The organism is Actinoplanes sp. CA-051413, assembly GCF_050955795.1.
In the GTDB taxonomy this organism is placed as follows: Bacteria; Actinomycetota; Actinomycetes; order Mycobacteriales; family Micromonosporaceae; genus Actinoplanes.
Genome location: NZ_CP192100.1, coordinates 7,197,754 through 7,222,156, shown reverse-complemented (window position 1 = coordinate 7,222,156; position 24,403 = coordinate 7,197,754). Strand labels below are relative to the sequence as shown.

Annotated in this window: 26 protein-coding genes; 17 read left to right on the top strand and 9 right to left on the bottom strand. The window is 72.9% G+C overall.

What is annotated here, in order from left to right; all coding sequences use genetic code 11:
- The first annotated feature begins 55 nt into the window (after nt 1-55).
- The 5 genes from ACQP2Y_RS33965 to ACQP2Y_RS33945 all read left to right on the top strand — a co-directional run bounded on the left by ACQP2Y_RS33965 (nt 56) and on the right by ACQP2Y_RS33945 (nt 4,276).
- A complete protein-coding gene (locus ACQP2Y_RS33965) occupies nt 56-718 on the top strand; it encodes a response regulator transcription factor (RefSeq protein WP_360556140.1) in 663 nt (220 codons plus the stop codon).
- The gene (locus ACQP2Y_RS33960; RefSeq protein ID WP_433719967.1) at nt 715-1,785 is read left to right on the top strand and encodes a sensor histidine kinase; all 1,071 of its coding nucleotides are present in this window, start codon (nt 715-717) and stop codon (nt 1,783-1,785) included. Before ACQP2Y_RS33965 ends, ACQP2Y_RS33960 begins: the two co-directional genes overlap by 4 nt.
- The gene (locus ACQP2Y_RS33955) at nt 1,782-2,324 is read left to right on the top strand and encodes a GyrI-like domain-containing protein (protein WP_433719966.1); all 543 of its coding nucleotides are present in this window, start codon (nt 1,782-1,784) and stop codon (nt 2,322-2,324) included. Before ACQP2Y_RS33960 ends, ACQP2Y_RS33955 begins: the two co-directional genes overlap by 4 nt.
- A gap of 8 nt (nt 2,325-2,332) precedes the next feature.
- Nucleotides 2,333-2,881: a YciI family protein gene (locus ACQP2Y_RS33950; RefSeq protein ID WP_433719964.1), complete on the top strand. Its 549-nt coding sequence runs from the start codon at nt 2,333-2,335 to the stop codon at nt 2,879-2,881.
- A 195-nt stretch (nt 2,882-3,076) separates the two neighbouring features.
- Complete coding sequence (locus ACQP2Y_RS33945) at nt 3,077-4,276, top strand: acyl-CoA dehydrogenase family protein (protein WP_360819121.1); 1,200 nt, start codon at nt 3,077-3,079, stop codon at nt 4,274-4,276.
- 7 nt (nt 4,277-4,283) lie between these two features.
- On the opposite strand, the gene ACQP2Y_RS33940 is transcribed toward ACQP2Y_RS33945, so the two are convergent.
- The 7 genes from ACQP2Y_RS33940 to ACQP2Y_RS33910 all read right to left on the bottom strand — a co-directional run bounded on the left by ACQP2Y_RS33940 (nt 4,284) and on the right by ACQP2Y_RS33910 (nt 9,626).
- Entirely contained in the window at nt 4,284-4,823 is a 540-nt protein-coding gene (locus ACQP2Y_RS33940) for a GAF domain-containing protein (protein WP_433719962.1), read from the bottom strand.
- On the bottom strand, nt 4,820-5,416 hold the full coding sequence (locus ACQP2Y_RS33935) for a GTP-binding protein (protein WP_433719960.1): 597 nt from the start codon (nt 5,414-5,416) through the stop codon (nt 4,820-4,822). Before ACQP2Y_RS33935 ends, ACQP2Y_RS33940 begins: the two co-directional genes overlap by 4 nt.
- Nucleotides 5,394-5,765: a DUF742 domain-containing protein gene (locus ACQP2Y_RS33930; protein ID WP_433719958.1), complete on the bottom strand. Its 372-nt coding sequence runs from the start codon at nt 5,763-5,765 to the stop codon at nt 5,394-5,396. Before ACQP2Y_RS33930 ends, ACQP2Y_RS33935 begins: the two co-directional genes overlap by 23 nt.
- A 2-nt stretch (nt 5,766-5,767) precedes the next feature.
- Entirely contained in the window at nt 5,768-6,202 is a 435-nt protein-coding gene (locus ACQP2Y_RS33925; protein WP_360556153.1) for a roadblock/LC7 domain-containing protein, read from the bottom strand.
- Nucleotides 6,203-6,259: 57 nt separating this feature from the next.
- On the bottom strand, nt 6,260-7,939 hold the full coding sequence (locus ACQP2Y_RS33920) for an ATP-binding protein (protein WP_433719956.1): 1,680 nt from the start codon (nt 7,937-7,939) through the stop codon (nt 6,260-6,262).
- 218 nt (nt 7,940-8,157) lie between these two features.
- Entirely contained in the window at nt 8,158-8,520 is a 363-nt protein-coding gene (locus tag ACQP2Y_RS33915; protein ID WP_433719954.1) for a hypothetical protein, read from the bottom strand.
- Nucleotides 8,521-8,597: 77 nt separating this feature from the next.
- The gene (locus ACQP2Y_RS33910; protein WP_433719952.1) at nt 8,598-9,626 is read right to left on the bottom strand and encodes a questin oxidase family protein; all 1,029 of its coding nucleotides are present in this window, start codon (nt 9,624-9,626) and stop codon (nt 8,598-8,600) included.
- Between the two features lie 51 nt (nt 9,627-9,677).
- Between ACQP2Y_RS33910 and ACQP2Y_RS33905 the strand changes: the two genes are divergently transcribed.
- Nucleotides 9,678-10,361: a hypothetical protein gene (locus tag ACQP2Y_RS33905; protein WP_433719950.1), complete on the top strand. Its 684-nt coding sequence runs from the start codon at nt 9,678-9,680 to the stop codon at nt 10,359-10,361.
- Here the strand turns inward: ACQP2Y_RS33905 and ACQP2Y_RS33900 are convergent.
- On the bottom strand, nt 10,345-10,827 hold the full coding sequence (locus ACQP2Y_RS33900; protein ID WP_433719948.1) for a GNAT family N-acetyltransferase: 483 nt from the start codon (nt 10,825-10,827) through the stop codon (nt 10,345-10,347). The two genes, ACQP2Y_RS33905 and ACQP2Y_RS33900, sit on opposite strands and share 17 nt — an antisense overlap.
- A gap of 59 nt (nt 10,828-10,886) precedes the next feature.
- Here ACQP2Y_RS33900 and ACQP2Y_RS33895 point away from each other — a divergent pair, with 59 nt between their 5' ends.
- The 5 genes from ACQP2Y_RS33895 to ACQP2Y_RS33875 all read left to right on the top strand — a co-directional run bounded on the left by ACQP2Y_RS33895 (nt 10,887) and on the right by ACQP2Y_RS33875 (nt 16,101).
- Nucleotides 10,887-11,462, top strand: coding sequence for an ArsR/SmtB family transcription factor (locus ACQP2Y_RS33895; protein WP_433719947.1), 576 nt, complete (start codon nt 10,887-10,889; stop codon nt 11,460-11,462).
- Complete coding sequence (locus tag ACQP2Y_RS33890) at nt 11,459-12,748, top strand: MFS transporter (protein ID WP_433719945.1); 1,290 nt, start codon at nt 11,459-11,461, stop codon at nt 12,746-12,748. The genes ACQP2Y_RS33895 and ACQP2Y_RS33890 overlap by 4 nt, the downstream gene beginning before the upstream one ends.
- A 53-nt stretch (nt 12,749-12,801) precedes the next feature.
- Nucleotides 12,802-13,020, top strand: coding sequence for a hypothetical protein (locus tag ACQP2Y_RS33885; protein WP_212992672.1), 219 nt, complete (start codon nt 12,802-12,804; stop codon nt 13,018-13,020).
- A 75-nt stretch (nt 13,021-13,095) separates the two neighbouring features.
- Complete coding sequence (locus ACQP2Y_RS33880; RefSeq protein WP_433719944.1) at nt 13,096-14,634, top strand: replication-associated recombination protein A; 1,539 nt, start codon at nt 13,096-13,098, stop codon at nt 14,632-14,634.
- 1,011 nt (nt 14,635-15,645) lie between these two features.
- Entirely contained in the window at nt 15,646-16,101 is a 456-nt protein-coding gene (locus ACQP2Y_RS33875; RefSeq protein WP_433719942.1) for a hypothetical protein, read from the top strand.
- Between the two features lie 998 nt (nt 16,102-17,099).
- Here ACQP2Y_RS33875 and ACQP2Y_RS33870 read toward each other — a convergent pair.
- A complete protein-coding gene (locus tag ACQP2Y_RS33870) occupies nt 17,100-17,810 on the bottom strand; it encodes a hypothetical protein (RefSeq protein ID WP_433719940.1) in 711 nt (236 codons plus the stop codon).
- Nucleotides 17,811-18,356: 546 nt separating this feature from the next.
- Here ACQP2Y_RS33870 and ACQP2Y_RS33865 point away from each other — a divergent pair.
- The 6 genes from ACQP2Y_RS33865 (at nt 18,357) to mltG (ending at nt 24,400) form a co-directional block, all read left to right on the top strand.
- Nucleotides 18,357-19,175: a hypothetical protein gene (locus ACQP2Y_RS33865; protein ID WP_433719938.1), complete on the top strand. Its 819-nt coding sequence runs from the start codon at nt 18,357-18,359 to the stop codon at nt 19,173-19,175.
- Between the two features lie 75 nt (nt 19,176-19,250).
- Nucleotides 19,251-19,715, top strand: a complete 465-nt coding sequence (locus tag ACQP2Y_RS33860) for a DUF948 domain-containing protein (protein ID WP_433719936.1) — start codon at nt 19,251-19,253, stop codon at nt 19,713-19,715.
- Nucleotides 19,716-19,754: 39 nt separating this feature from the next.
- A complete protein-coding gene (locus tag ACQP2Y_RS33855; protein WP_212992667.1) occupies nt 19,755-20,048 on the top strand; it encodes a hypothetical protein in 294 nt (97 codons plus the stop codon).
- Nucleotides 20,045-22,729, top strand: a complete 2,685-nt coding sequence (gene alaS / locus ACQP2Y_RS33850; RefSeq protein WP_433719935.1) for an alanine--tRNA ligase — start codon at nt 20,045-20,047, stop codon at nt 22,727-22,729. Before ACQP2Y_RS33855 ends, alaS begins: the two co-directional genes overlap by 4 nt.
- 16 nt (nt 22,730-22,745) lie before the next feature.
- Nucleotides 22,746-23,207, top strand: a complete 462-nt coding sequence (gene ruvX, locus ACQP2Y_RS33845) for a Holliday junction resolvase RuvX (RefSeq protein ID WP_433719933.1) — start codon at nt 22,746-22,748, stop codon at nt 23,205-23,207.
- On the top strand, nt 23,204-24,400 hold the full coding sequence (gene mltG, locus ACQP2Y_RS33840; RefSeq protein ID WP_433719932.1) for an endolytic transglycosylase MltG: 1,197 nt from the start codon (nt 23,204-23,206) through the stop codon (nt 24,398-24,400). The genes ruvX and mltG overlap by 4 nt, the downstream gene beginning before the upstream one ends.
- The last annotated feature ends 3 nt before the right edge of the window (nt 24,401-24,403 follow it).

Below are 24,403 nucleotides of genomic sequence, written 5' to 3'. Positions count from 1 at the left end.
CACGGTGGCGCCGGCTGACACCCCACTGACACCGGGCGCCTGGCATCGTGAGGTCATGCGCGTGCTGGTCGTGGAAGACTTCGAGATCCTGGCCCGTACCCTCGGCACCGGTCTGCGCCGCGAGGGCATGGCCGTGGACGTGGTCCTGGACGGCCCGGACGCCTTGGAGCACCTTGCCGTGACCCGCTACGACGTGGTCGTGCTCGACCGTGACCTGCCGGGCGTGCACGGTGACGAGGTGTGCCGCCGGATCGTCGCCGAGGGCTCGGGCAGCCGGGTGCTGATGCTGACCGCGGCCGCCACGGTCGGGCAGCGGGTCGCCGGCCTGGGCCTGGGCGCCGACGACTACCTGCCCAAGCCGTTCGACTTCGCCGAGCTCGTGGCCCGGATCCGGGCGCTGGGGCGGCGCCCGGCCACCGCGCTGCCGCCGGTCCTGCACAGCGGCGACCTCATGCTCGACCCGAACCTGCGGGTGGTCACCCGCGGCGGCCGCCGGCTCGAGCTCAGCGGAAAGGAGTTCGCCGTGCTGGAGTGCCTGCTCGCCGCCCAGGGCCGGCTGGTGCCGGCCGAGGAACTGCTGGAACGCGTCTGGGACGAGGCGGCGGACCCGTTCACGACGGCGGTGAAGACGACCATCCGCCGGCTACGCGTCAAGCTCGGTGATCCGCCGCTGGTGCACACCGTCCGCGAGGCGGGCTACCGGATCGGCGCCCCGTGAGCGCCCGCCGCCGGCTGCGGACCCAGCTGACCCTGCTGTACGCGGTGCCGTTCCTGGCGTCCGGGGCGATCCTGCTCAGCATCCCGATCCTGCAAGGGCGCGAGAGCACTCCGGTGGGCATCGGCGTCGGCCCGCCACCGGTGGCCCCCGTCCCGGGCCCGGATTTCGCCCGGGTGGTCACCGCCTCCGCGGTCGGGCTGGCCGCCATGGGGCTGGTCGCGCTGGTGCTGGGCTGGCTGATCGCGGGACGGTTCCTGCGCCCGCTGCGGGAGATCACCGCGACCGCCCGGGACATCTCGGCCCGCAACCTGCACCGCCGGCTCGGCCGCACCGGTCGCAACGACGAGTTCACCGAGCTCGCCGCGACCCTCGACGACCTGTTCGGGCGGCTGGAGGCGTCCTTCACCTCGCAGCGCGACTTCGTCGCCAACGCCTCGCACGAGCTGCGTACGCCGCTGACCGCCCAGCGGGCCCTGCTGCAGGTGGCCCTGGCCGATCCGGACGTCACGGTGGAGAGCCTGCGAGCCGTGGGCCGCGACGTGCTCGACCTCGGCGCCGCGCAGGAACGCCTGATCGACGCGCTGCTCACCCTGGCCACCGGCGAGCAGGGTGTCGAGCACCGGGAGCCGTTCGACCTGGCCGACGTGGCCGGCGCGGTGGTGACCGGCCGGCAGGACGAGGCGCAGCGACGCGACCTCAAGGTACGGGTGCAACTCGGCGCGGCTCCGGCCACCGGCGACCGCCGCCTGGTCGAGAGCCTGGTGGCCAACCTGGTCGACAATGCGTTGCGCCACAACACACCCGGCGGCAATGTCGAGCTCCGCACCGCAACCCTCGACGGCCGGGCCGTCCTGACGGTCCGCAACACCGGCGCGGTCATCCCGCCGGCCGAGCTGGATCGCCTGTTCCAGCCGTTCCAGCGCCTCGGCGCCCAGCGGCTCGGCCATTCCGGCGGTCACGGCCTGGGCCTGGCCATCGTCCGGGCGATCGCCACCGCCCACGGCGCGACGCTCGTCCCGGCCGCGCCCCCGGAGGGCGGCCTGGTCATCGAGGTGCGCTTCGGGTGATCGTTGCCGATGATGGAGCCGAACCCGTCACCGAGGAGGCGTCCGTGCTGGCCGAACCCACCGTCCTGTGGCGCGACGAGCAGCTGTACGTCGCCCGGCGCGAGTCGATCACCATGACCGAGTTCGCGCGGGTCGCCGACCACCTGCCGGCCATGTTCGGCTGGCTGGGGGAGCGCGGGGTGGTCCCGGCCGGTGCCCCCTTCTTCCGCTACCGCGTGATCGACATGTCCGCCGAGCTGGTCGTCGAGGCCGGCATCCCGTTGCCGGCGCCGATCGAGGTCGCCGAGCCGGACTTCGTCGACGTGCTGCCCGCGGGCCGGTACGCGACCCTCACCCACATCGGCCACCCGGACGAGCTGATGGGCGTCACCGCCACGTTGCTGGACTGGGGACAGCACCAGGGCCTGCGCTGGGACGTGACCCCGACCCCGGAGGGCGAGGTGTGGGGCGCCCGGCTGGAGGTGCTGCTGACCAACCCGGCCGAGGAGCCGGACCTGCACAAGTGGGAGACCGCGCTGCTGTTCCGCCTGGCCGACTAGCCTACGGCATGGAGTTTTTCTGCTACCACCGTGACCGGCCGGGCTCCGCGGCGCTGCGCGATGAGCTGCTGCTGGAGCACTGGTCCTACATGGACGCCTATGCGGCCGGGATGATCGCCCGCGGCCCGACTCTCACCGACGACGGTGAGACGGCGACCGGCAGCGTGCACATCGTCGACCTGCCCGGCGCCGCCGCGGCCCGGGCGTTCGCCTTCGACGAGCCCAACTACCAGGCCGGCGCGTACCGGGACGTGCTGCTGCGCCGGTGGCGCAACCTGCTCGGGCGCACGATGTGGGACTTCTCCGGCGGCCGCAGCGGCGGCAATCGCTACCTGGTGCTCGGCCTGGGCGCGGGGCGGGGCGCCGACCCCACCGTGCCGGCCGCGGCGGACGACCTGATCGCGTACGGGCCGCTGCTGTCCGACGACGGTGACGCCTGGCTGGGAACGGCGGCCCTGGTCCGGGCAGTCGATCCCGACCGGGCGCGGACGGTGCTGACCGCCGACCGGTACGCCGCCGTCGAGGTGCACAACTGGGCCTTCGGTGGGCGCCGCTGACGGGGCTCCACTGTGGACCGTTTCGCCCGGATTCCCGGGTGGCGCCAGTCAATCGTGAGTATTTCTCTTGATCGTTGATCTATCACTATACGTGTCTGCGCGGATACGATCAGCGGCAGCGACGGCGCGCCCACCGGTGTCCGTGTCCGACTCGCCGTTGTCTCTCGCCGCTTGCCGACCCCACGAGGAGTTGCAGTGGACGCGTACTTCATGACCGCGCGCCATGAACAGTTGCGTCAGGAGGTGCGGGCCTTCGCGGAGACCGAGGTGCGCCTGCGGATCGACGAGATGGAAGCCTCCCGCGCGGTCCAGTACGACCTCTCGCGGCTGATCGCCCGCCAGGGCTGGATCGGGGTCACGATCGGCCCCGGGCACGGCGGCATGGGCCTCGGTCACCTGGCCAAGACCATCATCATCGAGGAGCTGGCCCGGGTCAGCGGCGCGATGGGCGCCATGGTGCAGGCGTCCCAGCTGGGCGTGGCCAAGATCCTGCACTTCGGCGACGCGGATCAGCAGGCGAAGTGGCTGCCGGCCATCGCGGCGGGGGAGTGCCTGCCGACGATCGCGGTCACCGAGGAGCACTCCGGCGGGCACGTGCTGGGCATGTCGGCCACCGCCGTCCGCGACGGCTCAGACTACGTCCTCAATGGACGCAAAGTCTTCGTCGGCAACAGCCACGTCGGTGACCTGCACGGCGTGGTCGTGCGCACCGGTCCCGGTTCCAAGGGCCTGTCGGCGTTCCTGGTCGAGGCGGACCGGCCCGGCTTCTCGCTCGGCCCGCACCGGGCGGCGATGGGCCTGCACGGCTTCAGCTTCGGCGAGCTCACCTTCGCCGACTGCCGGATTCCGGCGGCCAACCGGCTGGGTGCCGAGGGCGACGGCCTCTCCGTGGCCTACTCCTCCAGCATCCTGTACGGCCGCCCGAACCTGACCGCGGTGGCGCTCGGCATCCACCAGGCCCTGGTCGAGGAGACCTCGGCGTACGTGACCGAGCGGCACCGCTACGGCAAGCCACTCGGCGAACTGCTGCCGATCAAGCTGAAACTGGGCCAGATGCAGTCCCGGCTGATGACCGCGCGGCTGGCGGCGTACCACGCCGTGCACACGCTGGATCAGGGGCTGCCCTGCGACGCGGAGCTGATGAACGCCAAGCTCATCAACGTCGAGTCCGCATTGGACAGCGCCCGCAACGCGATGGAGATCCACGCCGCCGCCGGGCTCTACGCGGACCGGCCGGTGGAGCGCTACCTGCGCGACGCCCACCATATCTTCGCCCCGGCCGGCACCTCCGACGTGCAGCTGATCCGCCTGGCCGAGGTCGCCCTGGGTACGACCAAGGGCCAGTGGTCCCAGCGGCTGGCCACCCGTCCGGCCGCGGAGGCCGTCACCCCGTGAGCCGCGGTCAGCGGCTGTCCTCCCGGCGGTGGATCTGGGTGATCAGCTCGGCGGCCATCGCCTTGATGGTCTCCAGGCCGGGCCGCCCCCACGGGCGCGGCTCCACGTCCACCACGCAGATCGTGCCGAGTGTCGTGCCCGTCCGGTCGATCAACGGCGCGCCCAGGTAGGACCGGATGCCGATCTCGTCGACCACCGGGTTGCCGGCGAAGCGGGGGTAGTCGCAGACGTCGTCGAGGACCAGCGCCTTGCGGCGTACCACCACGTGCGGGCAGTAGCCGTGGTCGCGGTCCATGACCCGGCCCGGCGAGGCGGACGGGTCACCCTTGGCCACGGTGTGCAGGCCGGCGAAGTACTGCCGGTCCTCACTGATGAAGTTCACCATCGCGTACGGGGCGCCGGTGACCTCGGTCAGCTTGCGCGCGAAGTCGTCGAACTCCGGGTCCGGCTGCTCACCGAGGCCCAGCTCGCGCAGCCGCCGCATCCGCAGCGGCACCTCCAGGTCGGTCGGGGTCAGCGGGTGGTGCGGGGACGAGTCGTAGATCATGCCAAGCTCCGGATGGCCGTCGGGGTGGGATGTACGCCGAGCAGGTGCTGGATGAGCTGGACGAGCACACTCGTGGCGGACCGGCTGTCACGGGCGTCGCAACTGACGATCGGCACGTCGGGCCGCAGGTCGAGCGCGCTGCGCACGTCGTCCGGCTCGTACCGGAACGCGTCGTCGAACTGGTTGACGGCCACCAGGAAGCCGATGCCGCGCGACTCGAAGAAGTCCACCGCCGCGAAACAGTCCTGCAGCCGGCGGGTGTCGGCCAGCACGACCGCGCCCATCGCCCCGGCGGACAGCTCGTCCCACATGAACCAGAAACGTTCCTGGCCGGGCGTGCCGAACAGGTAGAGGATGTGCCGCCGGTCGATGGTGATCCGGCCGAAGTCCATCGCCACCGTGGTGGTCGTCTTGCGCTCGATACCGGTCAGGTTGTCGGTGCCGACGCCGGCGGTGGTGAGGATCTCCTCCGTCCGCAGGGGCTCGATCTCGCTGACCGCGCCCACGAACGTCGTCTTGCCCACCCCGAACCCGCCGGCGATGAGCAGTTTGAGCGGTGTCGGGAACGGATCAGAGTCGTCGCTGTAAGGCATTGAGAATGGTCTCCAGTACCGCCGTGTTGGTGGGTTCGGCCGCCGGGCCGGGGGAGCGGGTGTCGATGGCGCCGGCGTCGACCAGGTCGGAAAGCAGGATCTTGGTGACGACCGCGGGCAGCCGCAGCCGGGCGGCGACCTCGGCGACCGTCGTGGGGCTGCCGCACAACCCGAGGGCCTCGGCGTGGTCGGGCTCGAGCTGGCCGTGCGGCAGCCGGCCGGTCGCCCGGACCATCGACAGCAGTTCCAGGTGGGTGCTGGGCTGGGTGCGCCCGTTGCTCACCGTGTACGGCCGGACGAGACGTCCCGCGGCGTCGTCGAGCCAGTGCTCGTCGTCGGGCCGCCCCATCGTCACCGACCCGCGCCGCCGGGATGGCCGGCCGCCTGCCGGACCGGGGTGCCCAGGTACGGCCGCACACTCTTGACCAGCTGCGCCATCTCGTAGCCGAGCACTCCCGGATCGGCGTCCTTGCCCGCGATGACGGCCAGCACCGCACCGGAGCCGGCGGCGGACACGAACAGCAGGGCGTCCTCCAGCTCGGCCACGACCTGGCGTACCGCCTCCCCGCCACCGAAGCGCGACCCGGCGCTGCGGGCCAGCGAGAACAGCCCGGAGGCGATGGCGGCCAGATGGTCGGCGCCGTCGTCGTCCAGTCCGTGCGCGGCCTTGCGCAGCCCGTCGGAGGAGAGCAGCAGCGCGCTACGGGTGTCCGGGACGCGCTCGACCAGCCCGGACAGCAGCCAGACGAGGTCCTGGGCGGAACGTACCGGGTCGTTGCTCAGCATCTGAGCACACCTTTCTCCATGGGGCTCGGGTCTCGGTGGAGCTGGGGGAGGGGACCGTCAGTGCTGGTCGGGCGTGGCCGGCTCGGCCGGGGAGTGCGGCCCGGCGTCGCTGCGGGAGACGCCCTGCATGAACGAGGCCATGAGGCCGGGATCGTGCTCGGCGCCGTCGTCCTCGGGGGCCGGCGGCGGCCCGAACTGCAGTTGCGGCGCCAGATGCGTCTGGCTGTGCCGGCGCGGCAGCGGGGGCGGGGTGACGGTGGGCCGGCCCTCGGCCACCTCGGCCCCGGTGCGCCGCAGCGACCCGGCAACCGCCGGCACCGGATTCGGCGGCGCCTGCTGCGGGGGCACCGGACCCGACGGCGCCTGCTGCGGGGGCGCCTGCTGCGGGGGCGTCTGATTCGAGGACTTCTGTTCCGGGGGCGCCGAGATCGCGGGTGCGGGCACTGCGGAGACGAGGGCGGGGGAGGGGGTGTCCGGGGCGCCGGTGAAGGCGGGCCAGGTCGGCGGGGATGCCGCGATCTGGGACGGGCCCGGGACCCGCTGCACCAGTTCCATGGTGTTCTGGGTCAGGGCCGGCTGGGCCACCACCGGGCCGCGGTCGTCCTGGGCCGAGCCGAGCAGCTGCTGCGGCAGGATGATCACGGCCTGGGTGCCGCCGTAGATGTTGCCCTGCAACTGCACGGTGACGCCGTGCTGGCGGGCGATCATCGAGACCACGAACAGCCCGATCCGGCCGTCGCGCAGCAGCTCGTCCAGGTTGATGTCCTCCGGGTTGAGCAGCAGCCGGTTCAGCCGGTCCTGGTCCTCGCGCTGGATGCCCAGCCCCCGGTCCTCGACCTCGACCGCCACCCCGGCCGCGACGTGCTGCGCGCGCAGCAGCACCTGGGTCTGCGGCGGGGCGAACATCGTCGCGTTCTCGATCAGCTCGGCGACCAGGTGGATGATGCTGGCCACCGCGTGCCCGGGCACGGTCCCGTCGATCGGCGGCACCAGCTTGACCCGGGAGTAGTGCTCGACCTCGGCGATGGCCGAACGCAGCACCTCGGTCAGCGCCACCGGCCGGCTCCACTGCCGCCGGGAGACCGCGCCGCCCAGCACCGCGAGGTTCTCTGCGTGGCGGCGGATGCGGGTGGCCAGGTGGTCGACCTGGAACAGGCCCTTGAGCAGGTCGGGGTCCTCGACCTCGTTCTCCAGCGCGTCCAGCAGCTTGATCTCGCGGTGCACCAGCGACTGCAGCCGGCGGGACAGGTTGACGAACACCTCGACCTGGCGCCCGGCTGACGTGCGTACCGGCATCGGCCGTTCCTCGGCCAGCCGCACCCGCTCGCCGAGCGCCTCGAGCTCGGCCCGGGCTTTCTCGACCGCGGTGCGGTAGCCGGCCGCCTCGGTCAGCGCCGCCGTGGTCTCGGCCCGGTTGTCGGCGAGATCGGCGCGGGCCAGCGCGGTCTGCGCGCGCGCCTCGGCGAGCTCGGCCCGCAGCCGGGCCGGCCGGTCGTCGAGGCGCCGGACCGTCCCCACGGCCTGGCCCGCCACGACGGTGAGCGCGACCACGCCCAGCAGGAAGACGATGATCAGCACCAGGTCCGACCGGTCCGCCCCGCCGGCCCAGAGGTAGCCGGCGGTGACCGCGAACAGCAGCGCGGCGGCCCCGGCGGGCGCCGCGACCAGCCACAGCAGCCGACCCCGCAACAGGGTGTCGTCCGGCGCGGGCACGGCGGACGAGGGTGATTCGGGCATGGGCGTCCTCAGTCGGCGGGAGACTTTGTGGTGGCTACGCATTCAGCGAATTCCACTGTGGAAGCAGCGACCACTCTAGTGCTCCGGAAAATCTTGTCCAGCGAAGTCGCGGAATGCCGGCAGAACCGCGCGCGCCGAACCGCCGGCCGTATTTCTGCACAAGGACTGTCGTTATCGGACCCCGATTGATTTTGCCCCGCTGAGATGCGCGGAGGCTGTCAGTGCCGGACCGCGCGGGCACCCCGGCGCCGTTCGGCGAGCGCGCCCGCCCCGGCCGCGGCCAGCGCCACCACCAGGGCAGCCAGCTGCAGAACCGTGCCCCAGCGGCGGCCACCGCCGGCATCCAGATTGACGCCGACGGCCGGCGCGAGCGCCCCGCCCACGAGCAGGAACGCGCTGATCGCGGCCGCCACCAGCAGCGCCCACCAGCGCCGCCACCACACGCAGATCGCGACCGCGGCCAGCACGATGATCAGTCCAGGAGGGACAGTGGGATAGTCGGCGCCGCCGAGAATCTGCACGCAGATACCCAGGGCGGCGAGGGTGAGGGCAGTGGCGGCGATCGTGCGTTGTCTCATCACCGCCCCAGCGTGTCGGCATCGGCGCCGCGCGTCGTCCGCTCAGAAGCGACACCCGCGTACGCGGATCCGCGTACGTCTCATTCGTTCAGGATCAGTTCCGTGGCATGCCGGGACGCGGCCAGCAGCACCGGATCCGGGTCGCGCTGCCACATCTCGATCGCCGCGTCGGCGAACTTGATGGCGTGCGCGTCCCCGGACTCGGTGGCCTGCCGCAGCACGGCCGACGCGTCACCGGCGCCGGGTGTGAAGGCGCGAGCGGCCGGGGGAGCGTAGGCGGCCGTCACCGCGGCGGTGGCCGCCCACGCCGCCGCGAGGCTCGGCCCGTGCAGCGCGACCGGGAGCGACGGCAAGGTTCGCAGTACGGCCAGCGGTGCCGTTGCCGCGTGCACGAGCAGCACCGGGTTCCCGTACCCATGGGTGGTGTGCAGGCGGACCGCCGCCGTGACGATCCCGGCCAGCCGGTCCTCGACGGTGTCCTGATCCGGGCCGGGCACCGCCCCGACCGCGGCCGGCCAGCCCGGCAGGTCGGCGAGCTGGGCCAACCGGGAGCGGATGCCGGAACGCTGGTCCGGCACGCGCGGCATGGCATCGAGCGCCGCCCGCGGATCCGAGCTCCGGTACGGCCCCCGCCCGGCCGGCGCCAGCGGCTGCCACCGCGCCGCCCAGTACGCCAGCCCCTGCCCCAGCTCCGCCACCCGCGCCGGAGTCTCCTGCTCGCGCAGCGCCCGCACCGCGTGCCCGACCCTGATCACCCCGTGCGTCGCCCCCGCCGCGATGCCGGGCAGCAGCCGCAGCCACCAGAGCGCCAGCACGTCCGGCCACGGCTCGGCGTGCATCGCCCGGTCGAAGAACGCCAGCCAGTCGCCCGTGCGCACCGGGTCGCCGAGCGGTTCGCGCCACTCGTCCGCGGCGATCGGCGCGATGCCCCGCGGCACCTCCACCAACCGCTGCTCGTACGCGTCGAGCCACCGGTGCACCTCGTCCGCGTGCCCGTGGTGGACCAGCACCTCGGCCGCCATCGGGCCGTGGTTGGACAGCCAGCCGTCGTGTTCGGGCCCGGTGGTGTGCAGCCGCCGCAGGGCCTCATCGAGAATTCCGGTCATCATCGCAGCGTGCGGGTTGAACCTCGGTTGAGGTCAAGGGGACATGATGGGCCCGTGGGTTTCGAGGAGGATCTGGACGCGCGGCCGTTCTGGCGCCGGCTCAGCCGCGGCGAGCAGCGCTGGCCGTTCGCCCTCGCCATCGCCGTGATGATCGGGCTGCAACTGACCCTGCCCGAGCGGTACAGCCTGGGCGCGTGGTGGGTGCTGCCGGCCGTCGAGGTGGTCGTCATCGGCGCGCTGGTGGCGGCGAACCCGGGCCGGCTGGAGCGCCGGACCCCGATGCTGCGCCGGCTGAGCCTGGGCCTGATCGCCGTGGCCAGCCTGGGCACGGCCTGGTCGGTCGTGCGGCTGGTGGTCGACATCGCCGGCGGCGGTGACACCGGCAGCGCGGCGGAACTGCTGGGCAGCGGCGCCTCGATCTGGCTGATCAACGTGCTGACGTTCGCGGTCTGGTACTGGGAGCTGGACCGCGGCGGGGCGCTGGAGCGGGCGGCCGGCACCGACCCGTACCCGGATTTTCTCTTTCCGCAGATGACCACGCCGGACATGGCGCCGAAGGAGTGGCGGCCGCAGTTCGCCGACTATCTGTATCTGGCGTTCACCAACGCGACCGCCTTCAGTCCGACGGACACGCTGCCGCTGTCGCGCTGGGCCAAGCTGACCATGATGCTGCAGTCGGCGATCTCGCTGGTCACCGCGGCGCTGGTGGTCGCCAAGGCGGTCAACGCGCTGGGATGAACAGGCGCATGCCCGGGTCACGGTTGCGGACGAAACCGAGCGAGGCGTAGAGCGGCTCGCCCTCCGCGGAGGCGCGCAGGTCGATCGCCCCGATGCCGCGCTGCTCGTACCAGGCGAGCAGGGCGGTCATGCAGGCCCGGGACAAACCCCGGCGGCGGTACGCGGGGTCGGTTGCGACGTTGAGCACGTACCCGCGCAGCCCGGTCGGGTCGTTCGGGCCCGGCAGCCGCTGATCGATCGTGCCCACGACGCAGGCCGCGAGCCCCGGCCCGTCCGGCTTGTCCACCACGAACGCGGCCATGGCGTCGTTGCCCGGGTCGAGCAGCCGGCGCACGACCGCGACGCCGGGACCGATCCAGGCCTGCGGGTCGCGACCGTCGCCGGGACGGACCGAATTCATCATCACGCTGCGCAGGCGCAGGAGCTCGGCGGCATCCTCCACGCCGGCGCGCCGGACCTCGATCATGGCCGTCATTCTGGCACGGGCGGCTTGCACAAATTCTGTGCACAAGTATTGTGCAACTCATGGAACCCATTCAGGTCCACCTCGACGGCAAGCAGATCCGGGTGCTCGCCCACCCGCTGCGGGCGCGGCTGCTGGGGCAGCTGCGACTGGACGGGGCGGCCACCGCCACCCGGCTCGCCGAGGCGCTCGGCACCAACACCGGCGCCACCAGCTACCACCTGCGCCAGCTCGCCGATGTCGGGCTGGTCATCGAGGACGAGGACGCCGGTCGGGGCCGTGAGCGCTGGTGGCGGGCCGCCCACGACATCAGCAGCTGGCAGCGTGACGCGTTCGCCGGCGACCCGGACGCGACCGCCGCCTCCGACTGGCTCGACAGCTACGGCCTGCAGCGCCTCGTCGCCCGGGCCGAGAGCTGGCAGCGGGCCCGGCCGGCCGAGCCGCCGGCCTGGCGGGCCGCCGCCGGCTTCTCCGACTACATCCTGAGCCTGGGCAGCGAGCAGCTCAGCGCGCTCACCGCGGAGCTCGACACGGTCATCGAGCGCTATCGCGCCCGCGGCGAGAGCGACCCGGCGCCGGATGCCCGCCAGGTTCTCCTCTACCTGTACGCCGTGCCGAGGATCGAGGACCCGGCATGACCGCGCTGACCGCAGTACAGGCCCGGCGCCGCTTCCTGTGGCTGCTCGCCCTGCGCTGGCTCCCGGTCGGCCTGATGATCCCGGTCACCGTGCTGCTCCCGCTGGACCGTGGCCTGAGCCTCGCCCAGTACGGCTCCGCGGCCGCCCTGCAGGGTCTGGCCGTCCTGCTGCTGGAGCTGCCGACCGGAGGCCTGTCCGACGCGATCGGCCGCCGGCCGGTGCTGCTGCTGGCCGGCGCCATCGAGATCACCGCCCTGTCGCTGCTCACGGTGGCCGACTCGGTGCTGATGTTCATGATCTTCTACCTGTTGCAGGGCCTCTACCGCGCCCTGGACAGCGGCCCGCTGGAAGCCTGGTACGTCGACCACGCGCTGGCCGCCGACGCGCAGGCCGACATCGAGACCGGCCTGAGCCGCAGCGGGGTCGTCCTGGGCGTCGCCGTCGCGGCGGGTGCCCTGCTCACCGGTGGTCTGGTCGCCGTCGGCCCGACCGTGCCGGGCGGGGCCCTGAGCCTGCCCGTCTACGTCGCCCTCGGCCTGCAGATCGTGTCGCTGGCGGCGGTGGCGCTGCTGATGACCGAGCGCCGCCCGGGCCGCGGATTCGCCGCGCTGGCCCGGTCCGTGCGCGGGGTGCCGGCGGCGATCGGTGGCGCGCTGAGCCTGCTGCGGCGCTCCCGGGTCATCGTGGCGCTGGTGGCGGTGGAGCTCTTCTGGGGCTTCGGCATGGTGGCGTTCGAGAGCCTGATGCCGGTCCGGCTGGCCGAGGTCGTCGGCGACCCGGGCCAGGCGTCGGCGCTGATGGGACCGGTCGGCTCGGTGGGCTGGCTGGCGTCGGCCCTCGGCGCGGCCCTGATCCCGCTGCTGGCCCGCCGCATCGGAGCACCCTGGACCGGCTTCGTGCTGCGGATCCTGCAAGGCGTGACGGTGGTCGGGATGGCCCTGTTCGCCGGGCCGGTGGGAGTGATCGCGGCGTACCTGGTCTGTTACACCGTGCACGGGGCGGCGAGCCCGGTGCACAACGGGCTGCTGCACCGTCAGGTCGACGGGCCGTACCGGGCCAGCCTGCTGTCGCTGAACTCGATGGTGAGTCAGCCCGCCGGTGCGCTGGGCCTGGTCACGCTGACCGCCGTGGCGTCGGCGGCCGACCTGCGGATGTCACTTCTGGTCGGTGCGGCGGTCCTGGCGGTGGCCGCGCCGCTCTACCTGGTCGCCCGCGGCTCGGCAGCGCCGGCGGATGCCCCGGCGTCGGAGCCCGTCCCGGCGATCCACGGTGGAGTTTACTCGTGACCAGCACCGGGGTAGTAGCACGACAAGTGCTCTCATCCCCTCGGAGGAAACCCATGCTTGCTATCGCCGCCGCGATCGTCTTCGGCATCTGGCTGCTGCTCGATCTCTTCGACACCAACCTCGGCGCTCCCGACCTGTTCAACTTCTCGACCATGGCCTCGCTGGGTCTGCTCCTGCTCTCGCTCTACCTGGCCGGCGTGGGCAGCGGCCCGCGCAACACGAGCAGCGGCAGCGGCCGCAGCTTCCGTGGCCGTCGCCCCGGCCGCGGCTGATCCGCTGATTTCGGCATACGGCCCGCCTTCGGTGCATTTCCGGCACTCGAGGGCGGGCCGGTACTGTCGTTGCCGATGGAATTCGACGGACTGTTCCCACTGACCGAGCCGGGTGGTGTCCGCACCGCGCCGCCGGCCGGTGCGACGTCCGCCGGCTTCACCGCCTGGTCCGAGGACTCTCCGCTGCCCGTGCGGATGCGCCCGGCGAGCATCGACGAGCTCGTCGGCCAGCAGCACCTGCTCGCCCCCGGCGCCCCGCTGCGCCAGCTCGTCACCGGCACCACGCCGATGTCAGTCATCCTGTGGGGCCCGCCCGGCACCGGCAAGACCACCATCGCCCACCTCGTCGCCGGGGCCACCGACCGCAAGTTCGTGGCCATGTCGGCGCTGACCGCCGGGGTCAAGGACGTGCGCGCGGTCATCGACACCGCCCGCCGCGAACGCCGCGCCGGCGGCCCGCCGACCGTGCTGTTCATCGACGAGGTGCACCGCTTCAGCAAGACCCAGCAGGACTCCCTGCTCGCCGCCGTCGAGGACCGCACGGTGACCCTGCTCGCGGCCACCACCGAAAATCCGTACTTCTCGGTCATCTCTCCGCTGCTGTCCCGCTGCGTGCTGCTCACCCTGCAGGCGCTGGGCGACGACGACGTGCGCCAGCTCGTCCGCCGCGCGGTCACCGACCCCCGCGGCCTGGGCGGCGCGGTCACGCTCACCGACGAGGCCGAGGAGCATCTGGTACGGCTGGCCGGCGGCGACGTCCGTAAGGCCCTGACGGCGCTGGAGGCCGCAGCCGGTTCCGCCGCCGCCCAGGGCGCCACCGAGATCGACCTGGCCACCGCCGAGCAGGCCGTCGACGTGGCCGCGGTCCGCTACGACCGCGACGGCGACGCCCACTACGACGTGATCAGCGCGTTCATCAAGAGCATGCGCGGCTCCGACCCGGACGCCGCCCTGCACTGGCTGGCCCGGATGCTGGTCGCCGGCGAGGACCCGCGGTTCATCGCCCGGCGCATCGTGATCTTCGCCAGCGAGGACGTCGGCATGGCCGACCCCCAGGCGCTGCTGATCGCGACGGCCGCGGCCCAGGCGGTGCAGTCGGTCGGCCTGCCCGAGGCCCAGCTCAACCTGGCCCAGGCCGTGGTCCACCTGGCCACAGCCCCGAAATCGAACGCCGTGACCACCGCCCTGGGCGAGGCCCTGGCCGACGTCCGGGCCGGCCGTGGTGGCGCCGTCCCACCGGCCCTGCGCGACGCCCACTACCCGGGCTCACGTGGCCTTGGTCACGGCAAGGGCTACCGGTATCCACACGACGACCCCAAGGGTGTTGTTAGGCAGCAGTATGTGCCGGATGATCTGATCGGCGCGGACTACTACCGCCCGACCGACCACGGCGCGGAACGCGCAGTCGGCGAGCGGCTGCCCCGCCTGCGCAGAATCGTCCGTGGCCCGGCCGCGGACCCCAGGCCCACGCCACCCGGCGCGGACACCCGGCCCACGCCACCCGGCGGGGACACCCGGCTCACGCCACCCGGCGCGGGCAGCTCGAACGGCCCGTCCGGCGACGGGTCGAAGGCGAACGACAGCGGCCCGGCCGCCGGAGAGGACCAGCCGTGAGCAGGCGCGGTGCCGAGAGGCCCGACGACGACGCCGACCAGCGCGAACAGGCCGGTCGCAGCCGCCGCCTGTTCGGTCGCGGCCGGCCGGAGCCGGTCGAGCCCGTCGAGGTGCCCCGCGAGGAGACCGGCTGGCTCGACGACCTGCGCAGCGCCAAGGAGGACCGCTCGGCGATCGGCCCCGGCACACCAGCGGGGGAGGGCCGCACGAGCAAGAGCGGCCGGCGGGCGCCCGGACCGGACGATCCGGCGGACGATTCCCCGTTCCCGGCGGCGCCCATGTCCCCGGCGGGTCCGCACTCCGCTGCTGCTCCGGGGTCGCCGGCGGCGCCTCGCTCGGGTCCTCGTTCTGCTCCCGTTCCTGGTACTGCTCCCGGGCCCCGTCCGGGTGCCGGTTCTCGTCCTGGTGTTCCGGCTGGTCCTGGTGTTCCGGCTGGTCCGCGATCTCCGGTGGTGCCGGGATCGCCGGCCGGGCCTCAGTCCGGTCCGGCATATGGCACTCCGGCAGCACCGGCCTCCCTGGCTCGCGGCGACCAGCCGCCGGCGTGGCAGGCCGGATCGGGTGAGCACACGACCGGTGGCTGGCAGGCCCCGTCCGGTGAGCACTCCGGTGGCTGGCAGGCCGCACCCGGACAGGGCACCCCGGGACAGGGCCCGGCTGGAGCACGCCGCGTTCCGGGCGAGCCGACCGGACGGCACGCCCCGATCGATCGCAGCGAGCCCGGCATCCGCCCGCCCGGGCGGCGCGGGGCTCCCGCGGCTCCCGAGCCCGGCGCTGTGCCGGCTCCCGGTCACGGGCGTCGGCAGATGGACGCCGGGCAGCTGAGCGGCCGGATCGACCCGAACCCGTCCGGCTCGTTCCCGGCGGTCAGTCCCACCTCGGCCGTGCCTGCCTCGGGTAACGCTCCCGCAGTGCCCGGTGTCCGTCCGACGTCGCCTGCTACGCCGCCGGGCTGGCCCGTCACGCCCGGGGCTACCGGATCGCCTGCTGTGCCGCCCGCCGGTGGTCGTCGTGGCGCTGTGCCGCCCGTCGCTGATGGGCCGGCTGGTGGGCCGCCTGCCGGTGGTCGTCGTGCTGCTGTGCCGCCTGCTGCCGGTGGGCCGCCTGCCGGTGGTCGTCGTGCTGCCGGGCCGCCTGCTGCTGGTGGGCCGCCTGCCGGTGGTCGTTCTGCTGCTGTGCCGCCTGCTGCTGCTGGTGGGCCGGCTGGGGGGCCTCCGGCCGGGCCGCCTGCCGGTGGTCGTCGTGGCGCTGTGCCGCCTGCTGCCGCTGGGCCGGCCGCGGGCGGTCGTCGTGCTGCTGCTGCTGCTGCTGTGCCGCCGCCTGGCGCGGCCGGGCCTTTGCCCGGTGGGCCGGTGTCGCCCGCGAGCCGTGCTGCCCGGCACCAGGATCCCGGCGGCCGTCCGGCGGATCCGGGACAGCCTGACCAGCCGGGCTTCGTGCCCGGTGGGGACCAGTCGGGCTTCGTGACCCGGGGCCGGCGGGCTCGGGCCGACGAGCCGGATGCCCCTGCCCGGGGCGGCCATGCCGCGCCGGAACAGTTCGGTCCCGGTCCCGCCCACGCGAGTCACGCGGCACCCGACCAGCCGGGTCCGGCCCGCGCCGGGTATGCCCCGCCGGAGCAGGCCGGTCCCGCCCGTGGCGGCCACGCCGCGCCCGATGAGGTCAGCGGCTTCGCCACCGGTGGCCGCCCCGGCCAGCAGACCGGCGGATCGAGCCGCCCGGTGTCCGCGGTACCCGGTGCCGACGGCCATTCCTTCGGCGCGCGCAACGCCGGCTCGGCAGCCCACGCCCGGCCGGACGCCAGTCCCGCTGACGGCGGCGGCCGCCACGGCCGCCCCGACCCCGGACAGCAGTCCGGCGACCGTCTCGGCCACCACACCGGGGCGATGCCGCCGACCGGCCGCGCCGGTGGCCAGCACGGCGCCCCGGACCTCGACGATGAGCCCGGAACCGGACCGATCGGCCGACGCGGCGCCCCGGGCCCTGCCGCCCCCACCGGCCGTGGCGGACCCGGTTCCACCACCGGGCCGGTCCGCGCGTCGGCGGTCGTACCGCCCGTCGTGCCCGGCCGCGAAGGCGTGCGCACGCCCGCCGTACCCGGTCGCGCCGGTGCGATGGCCGGGAGCACGTCCGGTGTGATCGGTACCACCGGGCAGATCGCCCGCGCCGGTGAGGCGGCTGCCCGTGCGGCGGGCCGCGGCACCGGACGGGTTCCCCGGCCCGGTCAGCGTCCCGTTCCCGGCCAGCCGGGAGCAGGCCCGCAGGTGCCCGGTGCGCCGGTCCCCGGGTCGCCGGCTGCCGGTCAGCCCGGCCGAGGTGCGCCGGGAACCGCAGCGGGCGGCCGCGCGCAGCCCGGTGCCGGACGTCCCGGACCAGGTCAGCAGGGCACCCGCCCGCCGGCGCCCGGACGTGTCCAGCCGCCGGCTCCCGGTCAGCCGGGTGCCGGCCGTGCCGTGCCCGGCCGTTCACCGGGCGGCCGTGTCGCGCCCGACCAGCAGCCGAGCGGCCTCGCCGGCGCCCCCGGGCAGCCGACCGGTCCTGGCCAGCCGAGCGGTCCCGGAGCCTTCTCGGGCCCGGTCGAGAGCGGCCAGCGCAGCGCTGGTGTCGTTCGCGGCCCGGGTCGTGCCGCACCCGGCCGCGGCGCGCCGGGTCAGCAGCCGAACGCCCCGGCCCGTCCGGGTCGCAACCCCAGCAGCCCGGTGAGCCCGGCCGAACCGAGCGGGCTGCCGATCCGACCGGGCAGCCCGGCACCGGGCGGCCCAGCTCGCGGTCTCTCCGGCCCCGGCCTGCCCAGCGGCCTGCCCGGCGCCGCGAACCAGCCCGGCGGTCCCCGACAGCCCGGCCGCCCGGGTCAGCCCGGCGGTCCCGGTCAGCCCGGCAGTCACGGTCAGCCCGGCGGGCCGGGTCAGGCCGGCGGTCCCGGTCAGGCTGGCGCTCCCGATCACCCCGGCGCCCCAGGTCATCTCGGCGGCCCGGGTCGGCCCGGCGGCCGTCCCGGCGCTGGACAACCTGGTGGCCCTGGCGGCCCCGGGCAGCCGAGCGGCCTCGCCGGGCCGCACGGCGACGAGCACACCGGCACGGGCGCCCGCCCGGCCAGCCTGGACGACCCCGGCCGCCCCGCGCGCGGGACCGGCCCGGTACTGCCCGGCCGCGGCGCCGCCGTGCCCCCGGGCCAAGGACCCGTTACGCCGGGCCGCGGCGCAAGCCCGGTGACGCCGGGCCGTGCCACAGGCCCCGTCACATCCGGCCACGGCACCGGCCCGGTCACGCCAGGCCATGGCTCAGGCGCGGTCACGCCCGGCCACGGCGCAGGCCCGGCAACGCCAGGTCGCGGCACTCCCGAGCCTCCGCAGAGCCGCGGCGCTGCGGAGGTTCTGCCTGGTCGCGCCGCCGTCGAGGCACCCCGTGGCCGCGGCACCGGCGAAGTGCCGACCCGACCCACATCCGACCTGCCGGACGGCGGCGCCCCGGGCGCCCCCGGACGCGGAGCCGCCGCAGTACCCGGTCAGGTGCGCGGTGACGCTTCCGGCCGGGGAGCTGCCGAGGTTCCGGGCCGTGGCACCGCTGAGGTGACCGGCCGCGGCGCAGCAGGCGTACCTGGTCGTGGCGCCGCGGAAGTGCCGGGTCGTGGCGCTGCTGAGGTACCCGGTCGTGGTGCTGCCGAGGTGCCCGGGCGGGGCAAGGCTGAGGTGCCCGGGCGGGGCAAGGCTGAGGTTTCACCCGTGCGGGGGACCGGACAGGTCCCCGCGGCGGGGCGGGGCACCGGCACCGTCACTCCGCCCGGGCGGGTTGCGGTTGTCGGCGCTGGGCCCGTACCCGATGCGGGTGACAGCTCGGCCGACGACGAGCGTGAGTCTCCCGGTGGTCTGCTCGGTAAGGGTGCCGAGTTGCGCACCCGGCTGCGGACCGAGCGGCGGCTGCGGGTCATCACCCTGGTCACGCTCAGCGTCGTGGTGCTCGGGCTGCTTCCGCTGCTGTTCGGGATCCGGTCCGCGACGCGTGACCCCGTGTTCAACTCCCTCGATGCGCTCAGCGTGCCCACCTGGGCCGACAAGCAGGTCGAGGACCGGACCAGCGGCAGCATCTGGTGTTTCTTCGACTGCCGGTTCCGGGAGCGGACCGCGCAGTCCGAGCGGCCGTTCGAGGAGACCGACAAGGCCTACGCCACCGCGCTGACCGGAGCCGGCTGGAAGGCGCGGAGCGGAGAGTGCTCCGATCAGCCCACCACTTCCGGCAAGTACACCTGCTGGACCAGGGACGAGTTCACTCTGGACCTGTGGGTGCGGCTGCCCGAGTGCGCTGTCGACGCTGTCGCCGCGCAGGATCCGGCCACTCAGCCTTCCGTCGGGCCGGACGGGCTGGTGCCCACTCCTGACCCGGACAAGTGCACCGGTTCGACCGTGAGCATCAAGGTGCAGAACGCCGTCACCGACCAGCGGGGCAAGCCGCAGCCGGCCGTGGATCCCTCTTTGATCGGCGAGACGCCCGACCCTGTTCTCACGCCTGATCCTCTGCTGGAGCCGACACCGACGGCGTCGTGAAGCGTCCACCGGTCACTGACGGTAGGGTCTGCACGTTGTCACACTGTGAGGCACGTCAGTAGAGGAGACGCGTAGATGGACGTTACCGCCGGAGAAATCGCAGGCCTGATCGCGGCGGGCGCGTTTTTGATGCTCGTGCTGGTGCTCGCCGTCCCGATTCTCAAGCTACGCCACACGGTCGACGCCGCCACCCAGGCGATCAACGACCTCAACGACCGGACCGGGCCGCTGCTCGGCAACGTCACCGAGACGGTCGGCAACGTGAACACCGCGCTGGGCCAGGTCCAGGTCTCTTTGGACGGTGTCAACGTGCAGCTGGCCAAGGTCGACACCATGACCGAGCACGCCCAGAACGTCACGGCCAGCGTGGCCAACCTCGCCACCGTCGTGTCCGCCGCCGCGGCGAACCCGTTGATCAAGGTGGCGTCGTTCGGCTACGGCCTGCGCAAGGCCGCCGCCGCCCGCCGGCACGCCGAGGACGAGCGCGAGGTCCGCGCCTCCCTCAAGCAGCGCCGCAAGGCCGCCCGCGCGGCCCGCTGACCATCTCACCAGCTTTTCTAGCTCGGAAGGAACACCGCCATGAAGCGGCTGCTCTGGCTGGGTGTCGGCCTGGCCGTCGGCGCCATCGTCGTCCGCAAGGTCACCCGTAAGGCCAACGAGTTCACCCCCACCGGCATCGCCACCTCCCTGTCGCAATCCGCTGGCGGTCTGGTCGAGTCGCTGCGTAGCTTCGTGGATGACGTCCGCGAGGGGATGGCCGAGCGCGAGCAGGAGATCCACGAGGCCTTCGCCGCGGGTGAGCTCTACGACGACCAGTTCGCCGAGCTGCGTGACGGCACGCAGGGGCGGCACGCGAGTGAGGACCAGCGATGAAGACGGCGGAGATCAAGCGGCGCTTTCTGGCGCACTTCGAGGCGAACGGGCACACGGTCGTGCCGAGTGCCCCGCTGCCGGCCATCGACGACCCGAACCTGCTGTTCATCAACGCCGGCATGGTCCAGTTCGTGCCGTTCTTCCTCGGCCAGCGCACCCCGCCGTACCAGCGGGCCGTGAGCGTGCAGAAGTGCATCCGGACGCCCGACATCGACGAGGTCGGCAAGACCAGCCGGCACGGCACGTTCTTCCAGATGAACGGCAACTTCTCCTTCGGTGACTACTTCAAGGCCGAGGCCATCCGGCTGGCCTGGGAGCTGTCCACCAACCCGGTCGACAAGGGTGGCTTCGGGCTGGACCCGGAGCGCATCTGGCCGACCGTCTACCTCGACGACGACGAGGCGTTCGAGATGTGGCGCGCGACCGGTGTGCCCGCCGAGCGGATCGTGCGCCGGGGCAAGAAGGACAACTGGTGGCACATGGGCATCCCCGGCCCGGGCGGCACCTGCTCCGAGCTCTTCTACGACCGCGGCCCCGAGTACGGCAAGGAGGGCGGCCCGGAGGTCGACGAGGACCGGTACATGGAGTACTGGAACCTCGTCTTCATGCAGTACGAGATCACCGACGTGAAGAGCAAGGAGAACTTCACGATCGTCAGCGATCTCCCCAAGAAGAACATCGACACCGGCATGGGGCTGGAGCGGGTCGCGTCGATCCTGCAGGGCGTCGACAACCTGTACGAGATCGACGAGGTCAAGCCGATCCTGGCCCGGGCGGCCGAGCTGTCCGGCAAGGTGTACGGCGCGCACTCCGGTCACGAGGCCGGCCTGTCGCACCCCGACGACGTCCGGCTGCGCGTGATCGCCGACCACGTCCGTACCGCGCTGATGCTGATCGGTGACGGGGTCACCCCGTCCAACGAGGGCCGCGGTTACGTGCTGCGCCGCATCATGCGCCGGGCGATCCGGGCCATGCGCCTGCTCGGCTGGCAGGGGGCCACGTTCCCCGAGCTGCTACCGGTGGCGCGCGACTGCATGGCGCCCTCGTACCCGGAGCTGGCGAAGGAGTTCGGCCGGATCTCCACGTACGCGTACGCGGAGGAGGAGGCGTTCCTGTCCACGCTGCGCGCGGGCACGACGATCCTCGACACGGCGATCACCGACACCAAGAAGTCCGGCGGCGCGAAGCTCAGCGGCGCGCAGGCGTTCCAGCTTCACGACACGTACGGCTTCCCGATCGACCTGACCCTGGAGATCGCCGCCGAGCAGGGCCTCGACGTCGACCAGGACGGCTTCCGCCGGCTGATGGCCGACCAGCGGTCCCGCGCGAAGGCGGACGCGGCCGCGCGCAAGACGGGCCACGCGGACCTGTCGGCGTACCGCACGGTGCTGGAGGACGGCGGACCGGTGCAGTTCACCGGCTACGCGGAGGTCTCCCGGGAGTCGCGGGTGCGCGCGCTGCTCGGCGACGGCGGCGCCAGTGTCGCGGCGGCGAACGAGGGTGACTATGTCGAGCTGGTGCTCGACACCACCCCGTTCTACGCCGAGGGCGGCGGCCAGCAGGCCGACACCGGCCTGATCAACGTCGGCGGCGGGCAGGTCGAGGTCGTCGACGTGCAGCAGCCGCTGCCCGGCCTGATCGTGCACAAGGCGCGGGTCGTCCGCGGTGAGGTGCGCGCGGGTGAGGCGGGCTTCGCCGAGATCGACGTGACCCGCCGCAAGGCGATCTCGCGGTCGCACACGGCGACGCACCTGATCCACCAGACCATGCGGGCGTTCCTCGGCGAGTCGGCGACCCAGGCGGGTTCGCTGAACGCGCCCGGCCGGCTGCGCTTCGACTTCAACACCCCGGGGGCCGTCTCGCCCGCGGTGCTGCACGACGTCGAGCAGCAGGTCAACGAGGTGCTGCTGCGTGACCTGGAAGTTCATGCGTTCGTCACCTCGCAGGAGGAGGCGCGCCGGCTCGGCGCGATGGCCCTGTTCGGGGAGAAGTACGGCGACGAGGTCCGAGTGGTTGAAGTCGGCGACTACGCACGTGAACTCTGCGGCGGTACGCACGTGGCCCGCTCGGGTCAGCTGGGCCTGGTGAAGATCCTCAACGAGTCGTCGATCGGTTCCGGCGTCCGCCGGGTCGAGGCGCTCGTCGGCATCGACGCGTTCGGCTTCCTGGCCAAGGAGCACCTGCTCGTCGCGCGGCTCGCGGAGCTGTTCCGGGTGCCCGGCGACCAGGTCGCGGACCGGGTCGAGCAGACCGTGACGGCCCTGCGCGACGCCGAGAAGGAGCTCGAGAAGATGCGCGCGCAGCTGGTCCTCGGTGGTGCCGGTGCGCTGGCGGCGCAGGCCCGTGATCTGCGGGGCGTGGCGTACGTCGGGACCGAGGCACCCGAGGGTGCGGCGACCAACGACGTGCGTACCCTGGCCCAGGAGATCCGCGGCAAGATCGACGCCGGTCGTCCGGCGGTGGTCGCGGTCGCGGCCCGGTCAAACGGCAAGGCGTCACTCATCGTAGCGATCAACGCCACGGCGAAGAGTCGTGGTCTGTCCGCGGCCGATCTAGTCAAGGGCGCGCTCTCCGGCCGGGGCGGCGGCAACGCCGACCTCGCCCAGGGCGGCGGAGTGCCCGCTGACCAGGTGAATGTCTTGCTCGCAGCGGTGGAGAAGGCGGTCGGCGAGGCCGCCTGAGAGGGAGGCCGTCGACATGTTGCCGTTGCCACGGGGTAGGCGGCTGGGTGTGGATGTGGGTAAGGTCCGCGTCGGGGTCGCACTCAGTGACCCTGACGGGATCCTGGCCACCCCCCTGGTCACGGTGCCCCGTGACATGGGTGCGGCGCCCGACGTCGTCCCCGGCGACATTGCTCAGCTCGTCCGCCTCGTGGGGGAGCACGAGGTGGTGCAGATCGTGGTGGGCCTCCCTGTGCGCCTCAACGGCGAGGAGGGGCCTGCCGCCATCGACATACGTGCGTACGCTGGTCGACTGGAACGGGCGGTAGGGTCTGTTCCGATCGTCCTGGCGGACGAGAGGATGTCGACCGTGGTCGCAACCCGTAGGCTGGCCGAACGTGGCGTACGGGGCAAGCGGCAACGGGCGGTCGTCGATCAGGCGGCCGCGGTGGAGATCCTGCAGAGCTGGCTGGACGCGCAGCGGAGGCAGACGAGATGATCGACGAGCTGGACCTGGCGTTCGACGAACAGGCGGAGAAGGGCAGACCTCGCCACCGGCGGGGGTTCCGCGGTTCGAAGGGCGGCGGCGGCAAGGGCGGTAAGTCCGCGGTCGCCTTCCTCATGGTGTTCATCCTGCTGGGCGTGCTCGGCGTCGGCGGATACCTGGGCTACTCGAAGATCAAGGGCTTCTTCACGGCGGCCGACTACGACGGCCCCGGCACCGACCCGGTGCAGGTCAAGATCCCCAAGGACGCGTCGCTGACCGAGATCGGCAACGTGCTGTACGACGCCGATGTGGTCAAGAGCACAGCCGCCTTCACCGAGGCCGCCGACGCCAACCCCAAGGGCAAGAACATCCAGTCCGGCACCTACAACCTGCGCAAGCAGATGGCGGCCGAGCAGGCCGTGACCCTGATGCTCGATCCCAAGAGCCGGGTCACCAACGGCATCACCATCCCCGAGGGCAAGACCGCCAACCAGGTCTACGAGATCCTGGCCAAGGCGACCGGGGTCAAGGTGGCCGATTTCAAGAACGCCGCCAAGGACCCGGAGGCGCTCGGCGTCCCGGCGTTCTGGTTCAACCGCACCGACGGGCAGAAGAAGGCGAAGTCGATCGAGGGCTTCCTCTTCCCGGACACCTACGAGTTCCCGCCGAAGGGCACCGCGGCGGAGTATCTGACCCTCATGGTCGAGCACTTCATGAACGTCGCCAACGAGGTGGACTTCGTGAAGCAGGCCGAGACCCAGCGCAACATCAGCCCGTACGAAGTGCTGACGGTGGCGTCGCTGGCCCAGGCCGAGGCCGGCAACGTCGAGGACCTCGGCAAGGTCGCCCGGGTGGCCTACAACCGGCTCTACGGCGACGACTTCCACTGCAAGTGCCTGGAGTTCGACGTCGGGATCAACTACTACTACCAGCTCACCGGCAGGCCGACGAAGCCGTCCGGCAAGATGACCGACAAAGAGCTGTACGACGTGAAGAACCCGTACCGCCTGCACGGCAAGGACGGGCTCACGCCGACACCGATCAACAACCCCGGCAAGGCCGCGCTGCAGGGCGCCCTCGTGCCGCCGAAGGGCAACTGGCTGTACTTCGTGGCGATCGACAAGCAGGGCCACTCGGCGTTCACCAACAGCTACCCGCAGCACGAGAAGAACATCGAGACCGCCAAGAAGAACGGCGTCCTCTGACGG

Bases quoted from the DNA above. Each gene is read 5' to 3' on its own strand.
- ACQP2Y_RS33895 (WP_433719947.1), top strand. From the start codon at position 10,887: ATGGAACCCATTCAGGTCCACCTCGACGGCAAGCAGATCCGGGTGCTC.
- ACQP2Y_RS33880 (WP_433719944.1), top strand. From the start codon at position 13,096: ATGGAATTCGACGGACTGTTCCCACTGACCGAGCCGGGTGGTGTCCGC.
- ACQP2Y_RS33860 (WP_433719936.1), top strand. From the start codon at position 19,251: ATGGACGTTACCGCCGGAGAAATCGCAGGCCTGATCGCGGCGGGCGCG.
- ACQP2Y_RS33940 (WP_433719962.1), bottom strand. From the start codon at position 4,823: ATGATCTACGACTCGTCCCCGCACCACCCGCTGACCCCGACCGACCTG.
- ACQP2Y_RS33925 (WP_360556153.1), bottom strand. From the start codon at position 6,202: ATGCTGAGCAACGACCCGGTACGTTCCGCCCAGGACCTCGTCTGGCTG.
- ACQP2Y_RS33900 (WP_433719948.1), bottom strand. From the start codon at position 10,827: ATGATCGAGGTCCGGCGCGCCGGCGTGGAGGATGCCGCCGAGCTCCTG.
- alaS (WP_433719935.1), top strand. From the start codon at position 20,045: ATGAAGACGGCGGAGATCAAGCGGCGCTTTCTGGCGCACTTCGAGGCG.
- ACQP2Y_RS33930 (WP_433719958.1), bottom strand. From the start codon at position 5,765: ATGGGGCGGCCCGACGACGAGCACTGGCTCGACGACGCCGCGGGACGT.
- ACQP2Y_RS33910 (WP_433719952.1), bottom strand. From the start codon at position 9,626: ATGATGACCGGAATTCTCGATGAGGCCCTGCGGCGGCTGCACACCACC.
- ACQP2Y_RS33935 (WP_433719960.1), bottom strand. From the start codon at position 5,416: ATGCCTTACAGCGACGACTCTGATCCGTTCCCGACACCGCTCAAACTG.
- ACQP2Y_RS33855 (WP_212992667.1), top strand. From the start codon at position 19,755: ATGAAGCGGCTGCTCTGGCTGGGTGTCGGCCTGGCCGTCGGCGCCATC.
- ruvX (WP_433719933.1), top strand. From the start codon at position 22,746: ATGTTGCCGTTGCCACGGGGTAGGCGGCTGGGTGTGGATGTGGGTAAG.
- ACQP2Y_RS33885 (WP_212992672.1), top strand. From the start codon at position 12,802: ATGCTTGCTATCGCCGCCGCGATCGTCTTCGGCATCTGGCTGCTGCTC.
- ACQP2Y_RS33890 (WP_433719945.1), top strand. From the start codon at position 11,459: ATGACCGCGCTGACCGCAGTACAGGCCCGGCGCCGCTTCCTGTGGCTG.
- mltG (WP_433719932.1), top strand. From the start codon at position 23,204: ATGATCGACGAGCTGGACCTGGCGTTCGACGAACAGGCGGAGAAGGGC.
- ACQP2Y_RS33965 (WP_360556140.1), top strand. From the start codon at position 56: ATGCGCGTGCTGGTCGTGGAAGACTTCGAGATCCTGGCCCGTACCCTC.
- ACQP2Y_RS33920 (WP_433719956.1), bottom strand. From the start codon at position 7,939: ATGCCCGAATCACCCTCGTCCGCCGTGCCCGCGCCGGACGACACCCTG.
- ACQP2Y_RS33950 (WP_433719964.1), top strand. From the start codon at position 2,333: ATGGAGTTTTTCTGCTACCACCGTGACCGGCCGGGCTCCGCGGCGCTG.